This is a genomic window from Stenotrophomonas sp. YJH_SMC_82, from assembly GCF_059368875.1.
Map to the genome: position 1 here is coordinate 190,582 of NZ_JCAFSE010000002.1, position 15,139 is coordinate 205,720.

Annotated in this window: 12 protein-coding genes; 4 read left to right on the top strand and 8 right to left on the bottom strand. The window is 67.4% G+C overall.

All coding sequences use genetic code 11. The features are described from left to right. Positions 1 to 18: 18 nt before the first annotated feature. On the top strand, positions 19 to 735 hold the full coding sequence (locus AC5P53_RS08525; RefSeq protein ID WP_049406437.1) for an SDR family NAD(P)-dependent oxidoreductase: 717 nt from the start codon (positions 19 to 21) through the stop codon (positions 733 to 735). 94 nt (positions 736 to 829) lie between these two features. After that, positions 830 to 2,776: an EAL domain-containing protein gene (locus tag AC5P53_RS08530; protein WP_241886729.1), complete on the top strand. Its 1,947-nt coding sequence runs from the start codon at positions 830 to 832 to the stop codon at positions 2,774 to 2,776. On the opposite strand, the gene AC5P53_RS08535 is transcribed toward AC5P53_RS08530, so the two are convergent. Beyond that, on the bottom strand, positions 2,773 to 3,384 hold the full coding sequence (locus AC5P53_RS08535) for a TetR/AcrR family transcriptional regulator (RefSeq protein WP_014646907.1): 612 nt from the start codon (positions 3,382 to 3,384) through the stop codon (positions 2,773 to 2,775). The two genes, AC5P53_RS08530 and AC5P53_RS08535, sit on opposite strands and share 4 nt — an antisense overlap. 104 nt (positions 3,385 to 3,488) lie before the next feature. Between AC5P53_RS08535 and AC5P53_RS08540 the strand changes: the two genes are divergently transcribed. Both AC5P53_RS08540 and AC5P53_RS08545 read left to right on the top strand, forming a co-directional pair. Beyond that, on the top strand, positions 3,489 to 4,565 hold the full coding sequence (locus AC5P53_RS08540; RefSeq protein ID WP_111206785.1) for an MBL fold metallo-hydrolase: 1,077 nt from the start codon (positions 3,489 to 3,491) through the stop codon (positions 4,563 to 4,565). Positions 4,566 to 4,731: 166 nt separating this feature from the next. Continuing rightward, the gene (locus AC5P53_RS08545; RefSeq protein ID WP_241886728.1) at positions 4,732 to 7,851 is read left to right on the top strand and encodes a galactose-binding domain-containing protein; all 3,120 of its coding nucleotides are present in this window, start codon (positions 4,732 to 4,734) and stop codon (positions 7,849 to 7,851) included. Between the two features lie 59 nt (positions 7,852 to 7,910). On the opposite strand, the gene AC5P53_RS08550 is transcribed toward AC5P53_RS08545, so the two are convergent. The 7 genes from AC5P53_RS08550 to AC5P53_RS08580 are packed head-to-tail and all read right to left on the bottom strand — an operon-like array spanning position 7,911 to position 15,136. Then, complete coding sequence (locus AC5P53_RS08550; RefSeq protein ID WP_111206783.1) at positions 7,911 to 8,888, bottom strand: ABC transporter substrate-binding protein; 978 nt, start codon at positions 8,886 to 8,888, stop codon at positions 7,911 to 7,913. Between the two features lie 16 nt (positions 8,889 to 8,904). Continuing rightward, the gene (locus tag AC5P53_RS08555) at positions 8,905 to 10,650 is read right to left on the bottom strand and encodes an amino acid ABC transporter permease/ATP-binding protein (RefSeq protein ID WP_111206782.1); all 1,746 of its coding nucleotides are present in this window, start codon (positions 10,648 to 10,650) and stop codon (positions 8,905 to 8,907) included. Next, complete coding sequence (locus AC5P53_RS08560; RefSeq protein ID WP_014646902.1) at positions 10,647 to 11,198, bottom strand: GNAT family N-acetyltransferase; 552 nt, start codon at positions 11,196 to 11,198, stop codon at positions 10,647 to 10,649. The genes AC5P53_RS08555 and AC5P53_RS08560 overlap by 4 nt, the downstream gene beginning before the upstream one ends. Then, positions 11,195 to 12,415: a M20 aminoacylase family protein gene (locus tag AC5P53_RS08565; RefSeq protein WP_080355768.1), complete on the bottom strand. Its 1,221-nt coding sequence runs from the start codon at positions 12,413 to 12,415 to the stop codon at positions 11,195 to 11,197. The genes AC5P53_RS08560 and AC5P53_RS08565 overlap by 4 nt, the downstream gene beginning before the upstream one ends. 4 nt (positions 12,416 to 12,419) lie before the next feature. Then, positions 12,420 to 13,763 carry an LLM class flavin-dependent oxidoreductase gene (locus AC5P53_RS08570; protein WP_241886727.1) on the bottom strand — a complete coding sequence of 448 codons (1,344 nt, stop codon included), beginning with the start codon at positions 13,761 to 13,763 and terminating at the stop codon, positions 12,420 to 12,422. A gap of 18 nt (positions 13,764 to 13,781) precedes the next feature. Further along, positions 13,782 to 14,759, bottom strand: coding sequence for an MsnO8 family LLM class oxidoreductase (locus AC5P53_RS08575; RefSeq protein WP_241886726.1), 978 nt, complete (start codon positions 14,757 to 14,759; stop codon positions 13,782 to 13,784). A gap of 14 nt (positions 14,760 to 14,773) precedes the next feature. Then, positions 14,774 to 15,136, bottom strand: a complete 363-nt coding sequence (locus AC5P53_RS08580) for a DUF3088 family protein (protein WP_032960011.1) — start codon at positions 15,134 to 15,136, stop codon at positions 14,774 to 14,776. Between the last annotated feature and the right edge of the window lie 3 nt (positions 15,137 to 15,139).

The window sequence follows — 15,139 nt, forward strand, 5'->3', positions numbered from 1 at the left end:
GCACAACAAGGAAGCCACATGAAATTGATGGTCATCGGCGCCAGCAGGGGCCTCGGTCGAGCGTTCGTCGAAGGCCTGTGCAGTGCGGGCGACACCGTCATCGGCGTTTCGCGCAGCCGCCCGCACGACCTCGAATGCCCCGAGGGCGTCACCCTGCAGTGGATCGAAGCGGATCTGTCCCAGCCCACCCTTGCTGCCAATCACATCGCAGCGCAGGCGCCGGCCGATCTGGATGTGCTCATCCACAACCTGGGCATCTGGGAAGAGACGGCCTTCAGCGACGAGTACGCCTTCCTCGACGAAAGCGATGCCGCGCTTGCCCAGCTGGTCGACGTCAACATCACCGCCACCCTGGTGCTGCTGCGGCGCCTGCTGCCGAGGGTACTGGGCGCAGCACGTCCACAGCTGGTGCTGACCGGCTCGACCTCGGCGCTGCCGCGCAGCGGCCGCCCGGAAGTGGCGTTCGGCGCATCCAAGTTCGCGCTCAACGGCATCGCCGATGCGCTGCGCGAAGGCTTCCGGGATCGGCGCCTGGCGGTAACCAGTCTGCAGCTGGGCTACCTCAACACCGACGATGCACTGTCAGTGCCGGTAGCGGACGCCGCAGCGCGCGGCGACGGCGCACTGGTGCCGGTCCATGATGTCGTGGCGATGGTACGCGCCCTGCTGCAGCTGTCACCGTCCTCCTTCGTGCGCGAACTGGTGCTGCCCGCCATCGCCGACCCGCGCTACTGACCGCAGGGACCTTGGCCTGCCCCTTGGTGGCCGCACAGGCGCCTGTGGTTTACCCTGCTCGTCACTGGCCGTCGGTCACAGGCGGGAACCTGCTATGGATGCGCTTTCACGGGTCTCGGCCCAGGTCCTGGACAGCGCCCTGCCCAGCCTGCCGCTGTACCTGCTGCAGGCCACGGCGGTGATCGGCATGATCGGCGTGCTGCTGATCGCCACCCGTCGCGCCGGGCACGCCATTGAAGGACGGCGCCTGTATGTCGGCATAGCGCTGGGCCTGATCTACCTGTTCAATTCCTGGTTCGTGGCCCGTTACACCCAGGGTGTGGTCAAGCTGCACCTCGGCTTCGACATCCTGCTGGTCAGTGGCCTGCTCGGTGGCTGGCGCGGCGGCTTGGCCTGCCTGGCCGCCGCCCTGCTCGCCCGCTACCAGTTCGTCGGCACCCAGTTCTTCCTGCCTGCCAGCCTCGAGGCCGTGTTGCAGATGGTGGCCGGCGTCTGGCTGCGCAGGCGCCTGCACCCGCGCATGCTCAACGAACTCTCGCCACGCATGATCCTGCAGGCGTGGTCCGTGCGTATCGGGATGACCGCTCTGGGCCTGGCGCTGGGTGTGGCGATCATTGGGGCCGATCAACTACCGGTGGCCGAACTGGCGATCCAGCGCGTGCTGGCACTGCCGGTCTCGCTGCTGGTACTCGGCGCAGTGTTCGCGCTGGTCTACAACGATGCCCAGATCGATGCGCAGCGCCAGCGCGAACAGGCGTGGCTGCGCATCGATCCGATCAGCGGCCTGCCCAACATGCGTGCGCTCGGTGAACGCCTGCAGCGGTACTGGCGCGACAACGACGGCATCGGCAAGGCCTGCCTGATCGTGGCCGAGATGGGCAACCTGCGCGATCTGCGCCTGCGCTACGGGCCATTGCAGGACAACGGCCTGTGGCAGCGCGATACACCGGCCGACGTCCACCGGTTGCTGCCATCGCTGGCGGTGGACGACGTGGAGGTCTACCAGTTCGGTGATGCCGCGCTGGCGATCCTGGTGCGCGGCATGACCTTGTCCGAACTGCGCATACAACCGCAGATCACCGAGCTGGCCAGCAACCTGGCCGATCGGGTCGGCCGCGATTGGCCTGGCTTCCGGCCACTGTTCCGTTGTGCGGTGGTTGAATTGAAGCCCCCCGTTGATGCCGACGAAGGACATCTTCCGTTCCGCGCGATCACCGTGGCACTGAGCGCGATCGAATCCGGCGTCGTGTTCTTCGACGACCCGATCCAGCGCGACGGCGAGATCGACGCCCTGATCGAAGCCGCCCTCGAACGCTGGCTGCAGCAGGGCGACGCACCGCTGTGCTACCAGCCCAAGCATCGCCTGCAGGACCGCCAGCTGGTCGGCGCCGAAGCGCTGCTGCGCATGCGCGATGGCGAAGGCCGGCCGATCGCACCGATGCGGGTGATCTCGCTGCTGCGCCGGCAGGGCCGGCTGGCAGACCTGGAATGGGCCACGCTGCAGTCGGCGGTGCACTTCCTGCAGCACTGCCGGCAGGACGGCGCGGCGCTGACCATCGCAGTCAATGTGTCAGCCGAATCCCTGCGCCTGCCCGACTTCGGCCTGCGCCTGCAGGAACTGCTGCAGCTGCACGACATCCCCGGCGCGATGCTGCGGCTGGAAATCGTCGAGTGGACCGAGATCGTCGAGCGTGACCTGGTCGATGCCAACATCGCACAGCTGCTGGCGGCCGGAGTCACCCTGTCGCTGGATGATTTCGGCGCGGGCTATTCGACCCTGATACTGCTTTCGCAGCTGGCCATCGCCGAGGTCAAGATCGAGCAGGCGTTGATCGCCACGCTGTCCGACGCCAAGTCGCAGTCGATCGTTCGCTTCATCGTCGAAGTCGCGCACCGCTGCGGCGCGATCGTGGTGGCCGAGGGGACCGAAACCCTGGCGCAGGAACAGCACCTGCGCGCGCTGGGCGTGGATGTCGGCCAGGGCTATCTGTACTCGGCCGCACTGCCGGCCGACGAGTTCCGTCGCTTCGCCGCCAGCTAGACCGCGTAGAAACCCAGGAACATGGCCACCGCCGATTCGGCGACGCGTGCGCGTTCCTGCGCGGTCAACGGTGGCTGCCCCATCGTCACCTGCGGCCAGAACGCAAAGCTCTTCACCAGCCCATGCAGCTGGTGGCCGGCGAATTCCGGATCAACCTCTCGCAACCGGCCATCGGCGATCGCTGCGCGGATCCACGCACTCTCGCCACTTTCCTTCTCGCCCATGCGGCAGACGATGGCCTGCGCCCGCTCCGGTGAGTGGATGACCTCGGCCATCGCCACCCGTGCCAGGTCGATGAAGTTGGCATCGCTGAGCAGTTCCAGCTTCTGGCCCAGCAACTGCAGCAGCTGCGCCTGCAACGGCTGGTCCGCGCGATACGGCAGTGCGTCGCTGGCCACGCTGCGTTCCCACAGCTCCTCCAGGATCATCGAAAACAGCGCTTCCTTGCTCGGGAAGTGGTTGTAGACGGTGCGCTTGGAGACCCCGGCCACCTCGGCGATGCGGTCCATGCTGGTCGCCTCGTAGCCCGATGCACGGAACTCCTCCACCGCCGCGCGCACGATGGCCTCGCGTTTGCGGTCGGTCAGGCGTTGTGGGGCACGGGGCATGGCGGAGACCGGATAGCTGAACGGACGCCACCATTTTACACCCAGCAGTGTACTTTTGAAAAATGCGAAACTACACTGTGCAGTGTACCCAGCGGACGTCACCCATGAAGCGCCTGCTCCTTGTCCTCCTGCTTGGAATCCTCGCCGTGACCGCCTACACCTTCTGCAAGTCCTGGTCCCTCCCCGACTTCCCCGATTCGCCGCAGTACCGCGACGGCAAGTTCCGCAATGCCCTGCCCCGTCCGGCGATGGGCCTGCGCGACGGTGCGGAGATCTGGTGGACGTTCCTGTTCAACAAGCCCAAGGGCACCGTGCCCGCCCACCCGATTCCGGTGAAGCCGCTGGACCGCGCCTCCCTGGATGCTGCGCCGGATCGCAGCCTGTTCCGGCTTGGGCACTCCACGATCCTGCTGAAGCTGCGTGGCCAGTACTGGCTGACCGACCCGGTGTTCTCCGAGCGCGCCTCACCGGTGCAGTGGATGGGGCCGGCGCGCTTCCACGCACCGCCGATCAGCATCGACGAACTGCCGCCCATCGCCGGCGTGATCCTCTCGCACAACCACTATGACCATCTCGACCATGCCGCGGTAATGCAGCTGGCCGGCAAGACCGCGCGCTTCATCGCACCGCTCGGCGTCGGCGACCAGCTGATTGCATGGGGTGTGGACGCCAGCAAGGTGGAACAGCTGGACTGGTGGCAGTCGACTGAAGCCAGTGGCCTGCGCTTGACCGCGACCCCGGGCCAGCACTTCTCCGGCCGCGGGCTGGGTGACAGCGACCGCAGCCTGTGGGCGTCATGGGTGATCCAGGACGGCGACTTCCGCATCTTCTTCAGCGGCGACACCGGCTACTTCGATGGCTTCAAGGCCATCGGCGAGAAGTACGGACCGTTCGACCTGACCATGATCGAGACCGGCGCCTACGATCCGCGCTGGGCGTTCGTGCACATGCAGCCGGAACAGACCCTGCAGGCGCACCTGGACCTGCGCGGCAAGTGGCTGCTGCCGATCCATAACGGCACCTTCGACCTGGCCCTGCACGCATGGCAGCAGCCGTTCGAGCGCATCACGGCATTGGCCGCCGCAAAGAATGTGCCGGTGGCCACGCCGATGATGGGCGAAGCACTGGACATGCAGGCGCCGCAGGCGGGTACGCGATGGTGGGAGACGGTGGAGCTTTAGCGGGGGATGCCGTTTGACCTGCCGGAAGCCATGTAGAGCCGAGCCATGCTCGGCTGCGTCAACCACGGAAGCGGCCTGCGGCGCTGCAGTGCGTCATGTAACCGATTACATCCCTTGCTAGCGTAGCACTCGCCCGATTCCGGTCGAACCTGCGAGGCTGTCTGTAATGACGTTGCGCGCCGAACGCTCCAAGGTCTCCCGCTCAGCTATCCCATGGCGATCTGCCGCCGCCCTGCTGTTGGCCGCCCTGGCCTCCAGCGCACAGGCACAGACCCTCCCCCCGCGCAACCAATGGCAGGCCAGCAGTTCCTCGCAGCAGGTACCGGCGATGGCGATCGGCCACCTGATCGACGGCGACCCGAAGACCGTGACCGGCGGCGCCTTCAGCCCCGGCCACTGGTTCCAAATCGATCTGGGCGCGCCCACCCTGCTGGCCGGTGCGCGCCTTACCTGGGATGTCTCCAATCCGGAAGGCTATTCACTGCAGACCTCGCTGGACGGCACGCAGTGGCAGACCGCGTACACGATGGCCGATTCGCTGGGCGACGTGGAAACGCTGTACTTCGCGCCGCGGCAGGCACGCTACCTGCGGCTGGCCAGCCCGCAGCGCACCTCCGATTGGGGCGTGTCGATCTTCGAGATGGAGCCACTGGACAGCACGCTCAGCGCACGCATCAGCGGTATCGATGCAACGCAGGCAGCGGCGCTCTGGCAAGGGGGCGGCACCGTCGCGATGCCGGCCGGGGCAAATGGATCCCATACGTTCGAGATCACGCTGCCGCGGGCCCAATCAACGGCTGGCCTGGTCGTGGACTGGGCCGATGGCGCGCGCGGCGCCGCGCGACTGCAGGTGCAGGATGCACAGGGCCGTTGGCAGGACCTCGCACACGATGCACAAGCGGCCAATCATCGACAAAGCTGGCTGGCCGCCACTGCAGCACAACCGTTACGTACATTCCGCCTGAGCGTGGACGGCGCTGCACCGCAGATCGCGCGCCTGCGCCTGCTCGGCCCGAAGGCCGTGATGACGCCGATGAAGCGCTACCAGATCGCTGCCAGCGGCGCGCAGCGTGCGCTGTTCCCGGCGTCGCTGCAGATGCAGCAGACTTATTGGACGGCCGTCGGTGTGCACGCAGGACGACAGAAATCGATCTTCGACGAGTACGGCAATCTTGAAGCCTTCAAGGGCGCGCCGTTGGTGCAGCCGATCTGGCGCAATGCCGATGGCCAAACCGCCGGCGCCGCCGCGCAGGCCATGCAGCATGCCCTGCGCGACGGCTGGAAGCCGATGCCCTCCGCTACGTGGTCACCGCAGCCCGGGCTGGAGTTGCGCAGCGAGGTATTCGCCATCGAGCGCAACGGCCAGCCGGTAACGTTCCTGCGTCATCGCCTGCACAACACCGGAAAAACCCGGATCGACGGCACGCTCAGCCTGGTCGTGCGCCCGATGCAGATGAACCCGCCATGGCAGAACGGCGGGCTGTCGCCGATCCGCGATGTGGCCATCGACAGGCAATCCGTGCGCATCAATGGCCGCACGCTGCTGCAGTCGCTCACGCCAGTGGCTGCATCCGGCGCGGCGCCGTTCGGCAGGGATGGCGCCACGGAAATCACCGCGGACATCGCTGCCGGCCAACTGCCTTCCGCGCAACAGGCGCATGATGACCAGGGTCTTGCCTCGGCTGCGTTGGACTACCGCGTCTCGTTGGCGCCGGGAACCAGCGATGCCATCGTGGTCGCGTTCCCGTTGGGCACCGCCGCCGCGGATGCCAATGGCGTGCTGCCCGAAGCGCCTGCGTTGGATCTGGCCACGCTTCCCCGCGATGCCAATGCGGCGTTCGATTCACTGGCCACGCAGGCGTCCGCGGACTGGCAGGCACGGCTGGGCCAGGTCGGCCTGCGCCTGCCCGATCCATCACTGGTGGACATGCTGCGCGCGCAGGCCGCCTACATGCTGATCAACCAGACCGGCCCGGCGATGCAGCCCGGCCCGCGCAACTACAACCGCTCCTTCATCCGCGACGGCATGGCCACATCGGCCGTGCTGCTGCGCATGGGCGAGGCCAAGGTCGCGCGCGACTACCTGGCCTGGTACAGCGAACACGGCGTACATGCCAACGGCCTGGTCTCGCCGATCCTCAATGACGATGGCAGCGTCAACACCGGCTTCGGTTCGGACATCGAGTACGACAGCCAGGGCCAGTACGTGGCGCTGGTCGCCGACGTTGCACGGCTGGATGGCGGACCCGAGTCGGTGCGTGACTACCTGCCGAAGGTGAAGGCCGCGCTGCACTTCCTGCAGGAACTGCGCGAGCGCACGCTGGTGCCCGGATACAAGGCTGACCAGCCTGCCCCGGAACGCTTTGCGGGCATCCTTGCACCATCGATCAGCCATGAGGGCTATCCATCACCCACCCACAGCTACTGGGATGACTATTGGGGCCTGAAGGGGTGGCACGACGGCGCGTGGCTGGCCGAGGCGCTGGGCGACCACGAAACCGCCCGTTGGGCGCGCGAGCAGTACAAAGCGCTGTACGACGCATTGCGTGCCTCGATCCGCGCAACGATGGCGTGGAAGGGCATCGACTTCATTCCGTCATCGGCCGATCTTGGCGATGGTGACCCCACCGGCGTGTCGATCGCCCTGGACCCGACCGGCGCGCAGAGCGTGTTGCCGGCCGAGGCGTTGCGGACCACCTTCGCCCGCTACCTGGAAGACGTGCGCAAGCGCAGCCAGCCCGGTGCGCTGTATGCCTACACGCCGTACGAGATCCGCAACGTGCTGAGCTATGTGCACCTGGGCCAGCCAGACGTGGCTGACGAGCTGCTGCAGGGCCTGCTTCACGACCGGCGCCCGCTTGAATGGCAGGTGCTGGCCGAAGTAGTGCATTCACGGCTGCGCTTCCCGCGCTACCTCGGCGACATGCCGCATACCTGGATCGGTGCCGAGTACGGCCGCACCCTGTTCGGCATGCTGATGCGCGAAGACGATGATGCGCTCTCGCTGCTGCCGGGCACACCGCCCTCGTGGGTGGCGGGGGATGGATTGGCGGTGGAACGCCTGCCGACGGCGTATGGCACATTGCAGATGCAGGCGCGGCAGCGCGACGGGGTGCTGAAGGTGGGGCTTGGCAAAGGGCTGCGCGACGGAACGGCGGTGAAGGTCTGGTGGCCGGCGCGCACGATGCCGAAGACGGTGCGTGTGGACGGACGCAGCGTTTCCGACTTCGACGCCGAGGGCGTGCGCCTGGCGAAACCGTTCAGAACGCTGGAGGCGCGCTGGTAAAGCAGCCGAGCATGGCTCGGCTCTACAAAAGCGGAGGTCGCGCCGGGCCACGCCCGGTGTCATTGCAACGTCGGCAATCCCGGCGGGTTGGTCTGCGACTGCGGCACGGCTTCCTCGGCCACGTTCCACCGTTTCAGCGCCTGCGCGTAGGTGCCACTGGCGATCTGGGTGTTCAGCGCCTGCGTCACTGCATCAGCCAGGCCGCTGCCCTTGCGCGTGGTCACCGAGATCGCCGCAGCGTTCGGCCAGCCACCGGGGAACAGGCCGACGCGCCGCACCTTACCGTCGCGTGCGGAATAGGCGCCGGTGGCGTTGGGCTCGAACGACACATCGGCGCGGCCGGTGATCACCGCCAGCCGCCCGACCACGGCGTCATCGAAGTACTGGTACTCCACCGGTTTCAATCCCGCCGCGATGTTCTGCTGGTCCCACTGCCGCAGGATCTGGTCCTGGTTGGTGCTGGCACCCACCACCACCTTCAGCCCGGCCACATCGGCCGGCTTCTCGATCTTCTGGATCGGCCCGTCTGCGCGCGTGTAGATGCCCAGCAGGTCGAAACGGTAGCTGGAGAAATCGAACTTCTTCTTGCGCTCTTCGGTAACCGTCACGTTCGACAGCACCGCATCGTACTTGCCTGATTCCAGACCCAGCGGCCAGTCGGCCCAGGCCACCGGCACGATCACCAGCTTCAGGCCCAGCGCATCGGCGATCAGGCGCGCGATGTCGGGCTCGATGCCCACAACGTCCTTGCTGTCGGCCCCGTAGTCGGCCAGCGGCAGCTGCCCTGGATGGGTGGCCACGGTGAAGGACCCGGGCGTGACGAAGCGATACCCCGAGGGGATCAATGCCTGCGCCTCTGGATCGAACGTGCCTTTCAACACCGCCGTGTTCGCACCGGCCAGGCTGGTCGCGGCCACGGCGCCGGCATCCGGTGCCTGCCGCACGCGCGAATAGACGATGCCGGTGATGCCGATGACCAGCACGCCCACGATCAACAGGGTGCTGCGCGAGGGACGACGCGGTGCTGCAGGGCTCATGGTGTTCCTTTCTCGGTTACAGGGTCTTGGCCAGGAAATCGGCGGTGCGCTGCTGGCGCGGGCGTTCGAACAGCACCTCGGGCGTGCCCTGCTCGATCACCCGGCCCTGGTCCATCATCACCACGTGGTCGGCTACGCGGCGGGCGAAGCTCAGCTCATGGGTGACGATCACCAGCGTGGTGCCGGAGCGGGCCAGCTCCTCGATCACGCTCAGCACCTCGGCCACCAGTTCCGGGTCCAGCGCCGACGTCGGTTCGTCGAACAGCAGCACCTTCGGCTGCAGGGCCAGCGCTCGGGCAATCGCGATGCGCTGCTGCTGGCCACCGGACAGCTGGCGCGGGAAGGCATCGGCCTTGTCGGCCAGGCCGACCCGTTCCAGCAGCGTGCGCGCCTGCTGCTCGGCCTGCGCGCGCGGCACGCCACGCACCGCGATCGGTGCCTCGATGATGTTCTCCAGCGCGGTCAGGTGCGGGAACAGGTTGAAGCCCTGGAACACCATGCCCACTTCTGCACGGCGGCGTCGGATCTCGCGCTCGGGCAGCTCGTACAGGGTGTCGCCCTCGCGGCGGTAGCCGATCAGCTGGCCGCCGACAGTCACGTAACCGCCGTCGGCGCGTTCCAGGTGGTTGATCAGCCGCAGCAGCGTGGACTTGCCGGCGCCCGAAGGGCCGATCAGCACGGTCACGCTGCCGGCGCGCAGGTCCAGGTTCACGTCTTCCAGGACCGGCTGGTCGCCAAACACCTTGCCTACGCCATGCAGCGACACCGCCGCGCCCTCGCCCGCTTCAACCTGGGTGGCGATACGCGGGCGGCTTGCTACGCGCGGTGCGGCTTCGCCCTGCACACGCGGGGGCGATGACACCCGCGACACCGAGCGCTCGCGCTGCAGCTGGCCGCGCGCGAAGCGTTGCTCCACGCGCCGCTGCAACAGCGACAGCACGGTAAGGATCACCAGGTACCAGACCGTGGCCACCATCAGCAGCGGCACCACTTCCAGATTGCGGCGGTAGATCACCTGCACGGTGTAGAACAGCTCCGGCAGCGCCAGCACGTAGACCACCGAGGTGCTCTTGGCCAGGCCGATCACATCGTTGAACGCGGCCGGCAGGATCGAACGCATCGCCTGCGGCAGGATGATGCGGCGCACCTGGCGGCCACGCGGCAGGCCAAGTGCCGCTGCCGCCTCGTACTGGCCATGGTCGACCGAGAGGATGCCACCACGGATCACTTCGGCCGAGAACGCGGCCTGATTCAAGGTGAGGCCCAGCACTGCGGCGGTGAACACGCCGATCAGCTGCGTGGTCGGGTACGAGAACAGGCTGATGCCGGTGAACGGCACGCCCAGCTCGATGGTGCTGTACAGGTAGCCCAGGTTGTTCAGCAGCAGCAACAGCACCAGCAGCGGGATCGAACGGAACAGCCATACATAGCCCCACGACACCGCCGACAGCAGCGGCGAGCCGGACACGCGGGCCAACGCCAGCAAGGTGCCCAGCGCGAAACCGAGGCCAGTACCGAGTGCGGTCAGCAGCAGCGTGCGACCCAGGCCTTCCAGCACCGGGCGCGCGAAGAACCACTCGGCGAACGTGCCCCAGCCCCAGCGCGGATTGCCCAGCACCGATTGCAGCCCGATCAGGATCAACGCCAACGCCAGAAGGGTTCCGACCACCTGCAGCGGATGCCGGGCCGGCACGATCTTCAACGCCGGTGCTGGCGCGGGGGGTGCGGCAATGCCATCCAGCGCAGTCGAAGGCGTGCTCATGCGTGGGCTCCGTGCAGCACGGTCTGCGACGGCGAAAGCACTGGCGCCGGCGCACGTAGATGCTTCTCGAACGGCAGGTGCGCGATGGTTTCCGGGTCGGCCTGCAGGTCGAACAGCGCGGTATAGCCGTGGCTGAGGTACAGGCCGACGGCTTCAGGCTGGCGGAAGCCGGTGGTCAGGAACACCCGACGGTACCCTTGCCGCGCCGCCTGGTCTTCCAGTTCCTGAAGCACGCGACGCGCGATGCCCTGCCTGCGCAGCCCGGGCAGCGTCCAGATGCGTTTGAATTCGGCGGTGTCCGGATCGCGGTGCGGCATGAAGGCGCCGCCGGAGATCGCCACACCATCGCGCAGCAGCAGCACGAACGCGCCTACCGGCGCCGCGAAGGCCTGCGCCGGATAGCGTTGCAGCTCCTCGCGGGCGCTGCCGCCGATGCGTCGGCGCACGTCGGCGTAACGGCTGTCGTACTCCTGCTCCAGGCCATCGAACAGCGGCCGCGCCAATGGATCATCCACCGAGGTATAGAGGAAGCGTTCGTTGCTGCTCATGCCACGTCCTTCACCAGATAGTCTTCGGCCAGTCGCGCCCACAGGCTGGCGGCCGGTGCGATGGCCGCGTCGTTGAACACATAGCGCGGGCTGTGCAACGGTGCGCTGTCGCCGTTGCCGACGAACACGAAACTCCCGGGCCGTGCCTGCAACAGGAAAGCGAAGTCCTCGCTGGCGGTGCGCGGCGCGAACTCCGGCACCACCTGTTCGTGGCCGAAGCCCTGCACCGCCACGTCGCGGATGTAGGCGGTCTGCTGCGGGTGGTTGATCACGCTGGGGAAGCCACGCGGGAACTCGATTTCGGCGCGTGCCCCGAAAGCGGCAGCGGTCTGCTCGGCAATCCCGGTCACCCGGCGGCGCAGCGTGTCGCGCACCTCGGGCAGGTAGGCGCGCACGGTCAGCTTCAGCTCGACCACGTCCGGAATCACATTGGCGGCCTGCCCACCGTGGATCGAACCGACGGTGACCACGCCCATCTGCCGCGGGTCGACATTGCGCGACACCACACTCTGCAATGCAGTGATGATGTGCGCGGCGACCAGGATCGGGTCCACGCTGCCCTGCGGCTCGGCACCGTGGCCGCCCTTGCCGATCACCTTCAGCCGCGCCCAGTCGACCGACGCCATCGCCGGGCCGTCGACGAAGCCGAAGTGGCCGACCGGTACGCCGGGCCAGTTGTGCAGCCCATAGATCGCATCCACCGGGAAGCGCTCGAACAGGCCGTCGGCGATCATCTTCGATGCACCCGAGCCGGTTTCCTCGGCTGGCTGGAACACCAGCTGCAAGGTGCCGTCGATAGTGCCGTGATGGGCCAGGTAATGCGCGGCGGACAACAGGATGGCGGTGTGACCATCATGGCCGCAGGCATGCATCAGGCCGTCGGTCTGGCTGGCGTAGGCCAGCCCCGAGTCTTCGTGGATCGGCAAGGCATCGATGTCCGCACGCAGCCCCAGCCGACGGCTGCCCTGCCCACGCTGCAACGTGCCGACCACGCCGGTGCCGCCGAGACCGGTGGTCACCTCATAGCCCCACTGCTGCAGCAACTCGGCCACACGGGCGCTGGTGCGGTGCTCCTCGAAGGCCAGCTCCGGGTGGCGGTGCAGGTCATGGCGGATCGCGATGGTGGCCTCGGCGCGTGCCGCGATCTCGGGCAATATGCCCGTCGATTGGGAAATCCGCCGGGCATGCCCCGGTGCTACCGCAGTGTCTCCGCTCATTGCCCTACCCCGCCTTCCGCGCCGGCTCGGCATCGGTCGAATGGCGGCTGGCCTTGTACGGCAGGCCCAGATGCTCGCGCAGGGTCTGCCCTTCCAGCTCGCGCTGGTGGTAGCCGCGCGCCTGCAGGATCGGCAGCACCTGGGTCACGAAATCGTCCAGGCCTTCGCGCTGCGCCGCGAAACCGAGGATGAAGCCGTCGCTGGCACCGGCATCGAACCAGCGGATCAACTCATCGGCCACGTGCTCCGGCGTGCCGATGAAGTTCGGTCGTGGACTCACGGCTTCCAGTGCCACCTGGCGCAGGCTCAGCCCCTTCTCCCGCGCATCCTGCTTGATGCGATCGGTGGTGGAACGGAACGAGTTGCTGCCGATCTCACCCAGCTCCGGGAACGGCGCGTCCGGATCGTACTGGCTGAAATCGTGGTGATCGAAGAAGCGTCCCAGGTACGCCAGTGCATCCTCCAGCGTGGCCAGTGCGGCGATTGCCTGGTACTTGGCTTCGGCCTCCTCTGCGGTACGGCCGACGATGGGGCCGATGCCCGGGAAGATCTTCACGTCGTTGCCGCTGCGGCCATGCGCGATCGCCGAGTTCTTCACCTTCTGGGTGAACGCGCGGGTTTCTTCCAGCGACGGCGAATGGGTGAACACCGCATCGGCGTACTTGCCGGCCAGCGCGATGCCATCGTCGGACGAACCGGCCTGGAAGATCACCGGCTGGCCCTGTGGCGAACGCTGGATGTTGAGCGGGCCTTCCACCTGGAAGAAGCGGCCCTTGTGGTCGAGGCGGCGGAACTTTTCCGGCGCGAAGAACGTACCGCTGTCGCGCTCGCGCACGAAGGCATCGTCATCCCAGGAATCCCACAGCCCCTGCACCACCTCCAGGTACTCGTCGGCGATCTGGTAGCGCAGTGCATGCTCGGGATGTGGGCGGCCATAATTGCGACCCGAGCCCTCCAACGGCGACGTCACCACGTTCCAGCCGGCGCGGCCGCCGCTGAGCAGATCCAGCGAGGCGAACTGGCGGGCGACGGTGAATGGGTCGCTGTAGGACGTCGACAGCGTGCCGGCCAGGCCGATCTTCTTCGTGGCCGTGGCCAGCGCCGACAGCAGCGAGATCGGCTCGAAGCGGTTGAGGAAATGCGGGATCGACTTCTCGTTGATGTACAGGCCGTCGGCCACGAAGCCGAAGGCGATGCCGTTGTCTTCGGCGGTGCGCGCGATGTCGATGTAGAACTGCAGGTTGACGCTGGCATCGGCCGGGTTGGACGGGTGCTTCCAGGCATGCATGTGGCTGCCGGGGCCCTGCAGCATGATGCCGAACGGAATGTGGCGCGGGGTCGTGCTCATGGGAAACGCTCCTGCAGGTCAGGCCACCGCCGCGCGCGGCGCGGGCGACAGCAGTTCAAGGGATGTCAGGCGTGCGTCGAGGTCAGCCACCGGCGCATCGAGGATGAACTCGCCCACGCCGAAGCGCCGGTGCAGCGCATCCAGTTCGCCGCGCACGTGCTGCGCATCGCCGGACAGCACGCTGGGGCGCGTTTCCTCGATGCGGAAGTCGGCCACGCCCACCTGGCGCGCGTACTCGACAGCCGCCTCCGGGCTGGGCAGGTTCACCGCCTGCCCGGGACCGAGGTGCAGCTTGTAGACGCGCAGCGCACCGATATGACGCGAAGCGGCTTCCGCAGTCGGTGCGGCGAAGGCCACCGTGGCCAGCAGCGGCGGCTGCGAGGCGACGCTGCGGTAGGCGTCGAACGCGGCCTCGATGTGCTTCGGGTCACCATCGAAGTGCGCGGCGTAGACGAAGCGCCAGCCCAGTTCGGCCGCCTGCTTTGCGCTCTGTGGACTTGCGCCGAGCAGGAAACGCTCCGGCGCCTGCTGCGGAACCGGCCGCGCCAGCGCCTCGCTTTCGGCGCCGGCCAGATAACCCTCCAGGTCGCGCAGTTGCTGGTCGAAGTCGGCGAACGGCGGACGCCCGGCTGCCAGCGCGGCAGTCGAGGCCGGCAGGCCGCCGGGGGCCTTGCCCACGCCCAGATCGACGCGCCCCGGCGCCAGCGCCGCCAGCAGGTTGAAGTTCTCCGCCACCTTGTACGGCGCGTAGTGGCGCAGCATCACCCCGCCACTGCCGATGCGGATGCGCCGGGTCTGCGCCAGCACCCAGGCCGCCAGCACTTCCGGTGCAGGGCTGGCCAACGTCGGTGCGGCATGGTGCTCGGCAAACCAGTAGCGGTGATAGCCCAGCTGTTCGGCGCGCTGCGCCAGCTGCAGGCTGTTGCGCAGCGCCTGCTCCGGCGAAGCGCCCTCGGCCACCGGGCTCTTGTCCAGCACGCTGATCTGATAACTCATGGTCGCGTCCTCGCTCAGGGGTGGGCCACGGGAATGCCAAGCAACCCGTTCAGCGCAGCCAGGATCGGTTCGGCACCGGAGATGTACTGGCGGTCCTGGTGCGCGCCACTGGCCAGGTCGCTGCGCACGCCCTGCGGCAGCACCAGCTTGGGCAGCGACTGGTCCTGCTCGCCGATCTCGGCGATCACCTCGCGGCGCGGCCGCGCGAAGCCGATGCGACGTACGTCCAGCTGCGCATCAAGGCCGTCGATGCTCGACAGTGCACCTTCCAGCAACAGGCTGTGCCGGCAGAAGAAGCGCTGGCCTGGAATCTGGCCGTCCTCGAACTCGCGATCGAGCAGGAACAGGATGGGTTTGCTTGCTGCGTCGAGCGTCACTGG

Coding starts and splice junctions, on each gene's coding strand:
- AC5P53_RS08525 (WP_049406437.1), top strand. CDS start 19: ATGAAATTGATGGTCATCGGCGCCAGCAGGGGCCTCGGTCGAGCGTTC.
- AC5P53_RS08530 (WP_241886729.1), top strand. CDS start 830: ATGGATGCGCTTTCACGGGTCTCGGCCCAGGTCCTGGACAGCGCCCTG.
- AC5P53_RS08535 (WP_014646907.1), bottom strand. CDS start 3,384: ATGCCCCGTGCCCCACAACGCCTGACCGACCGCAAACGCGAGGCCATC.
- AC5P53_RS08540 (WP_111206785.1), top strand. CDS start 3,489: ATGAAGCGCCTGCTCCTTGTCCTCCTGCTTGGAATCCTCGCCGTGACC.
- AC5P53_RS08545 (WP_241886728.1), top strand. CDS start 4,732: ATGACGTTGCGCGCCGAACGCTCCAAGGTCTCCCGCTCAGCTATCCCA.
- AC5P53_RS08550 (WP_111206783.1), bottom strand. CDS start 8,888: ATGAGCCCTGCAGCACCGCGTCGTCCCTCGCGCAGCACCCTGTTGATC.
- AC5P53_RS08555 (WP_111206782.1), bottom strand. CDS start 10,650: ATGAGCACGCCTTCGACTGCGCTGGATGGCATTGCCGCACCCCCCGCG.
- AC5P53_RS08560 (WP_014646902.1), bottom strand. CDS start 11,198: ATGAGCAGCAACGAACGCTTCCTCTATACCTCGGTGGATGATCCATTG.
- AC5P53_RS08565 (WP_080355768.1), bottom strand. CDS start 12,415: ATGAGCGGAGACACTGCGGTAGCACCGGGGCATGCCCGGCGGATTTCC.
- AC5P53_RS08570 (WP_241886727.1), bottom strand. CDS start 13,763: ATGAGCACGACCCCGCGCCACATTCCGTTCGGCATCATGCTGCAGGGC.
- AC5P53_RS08575 (WP_241886726.1), bottom strand. CDS start 14,759: ATGAGTTATCAGATCAGCGTGCTGGACAAGAGCCCGGTGGCCGAGGGC.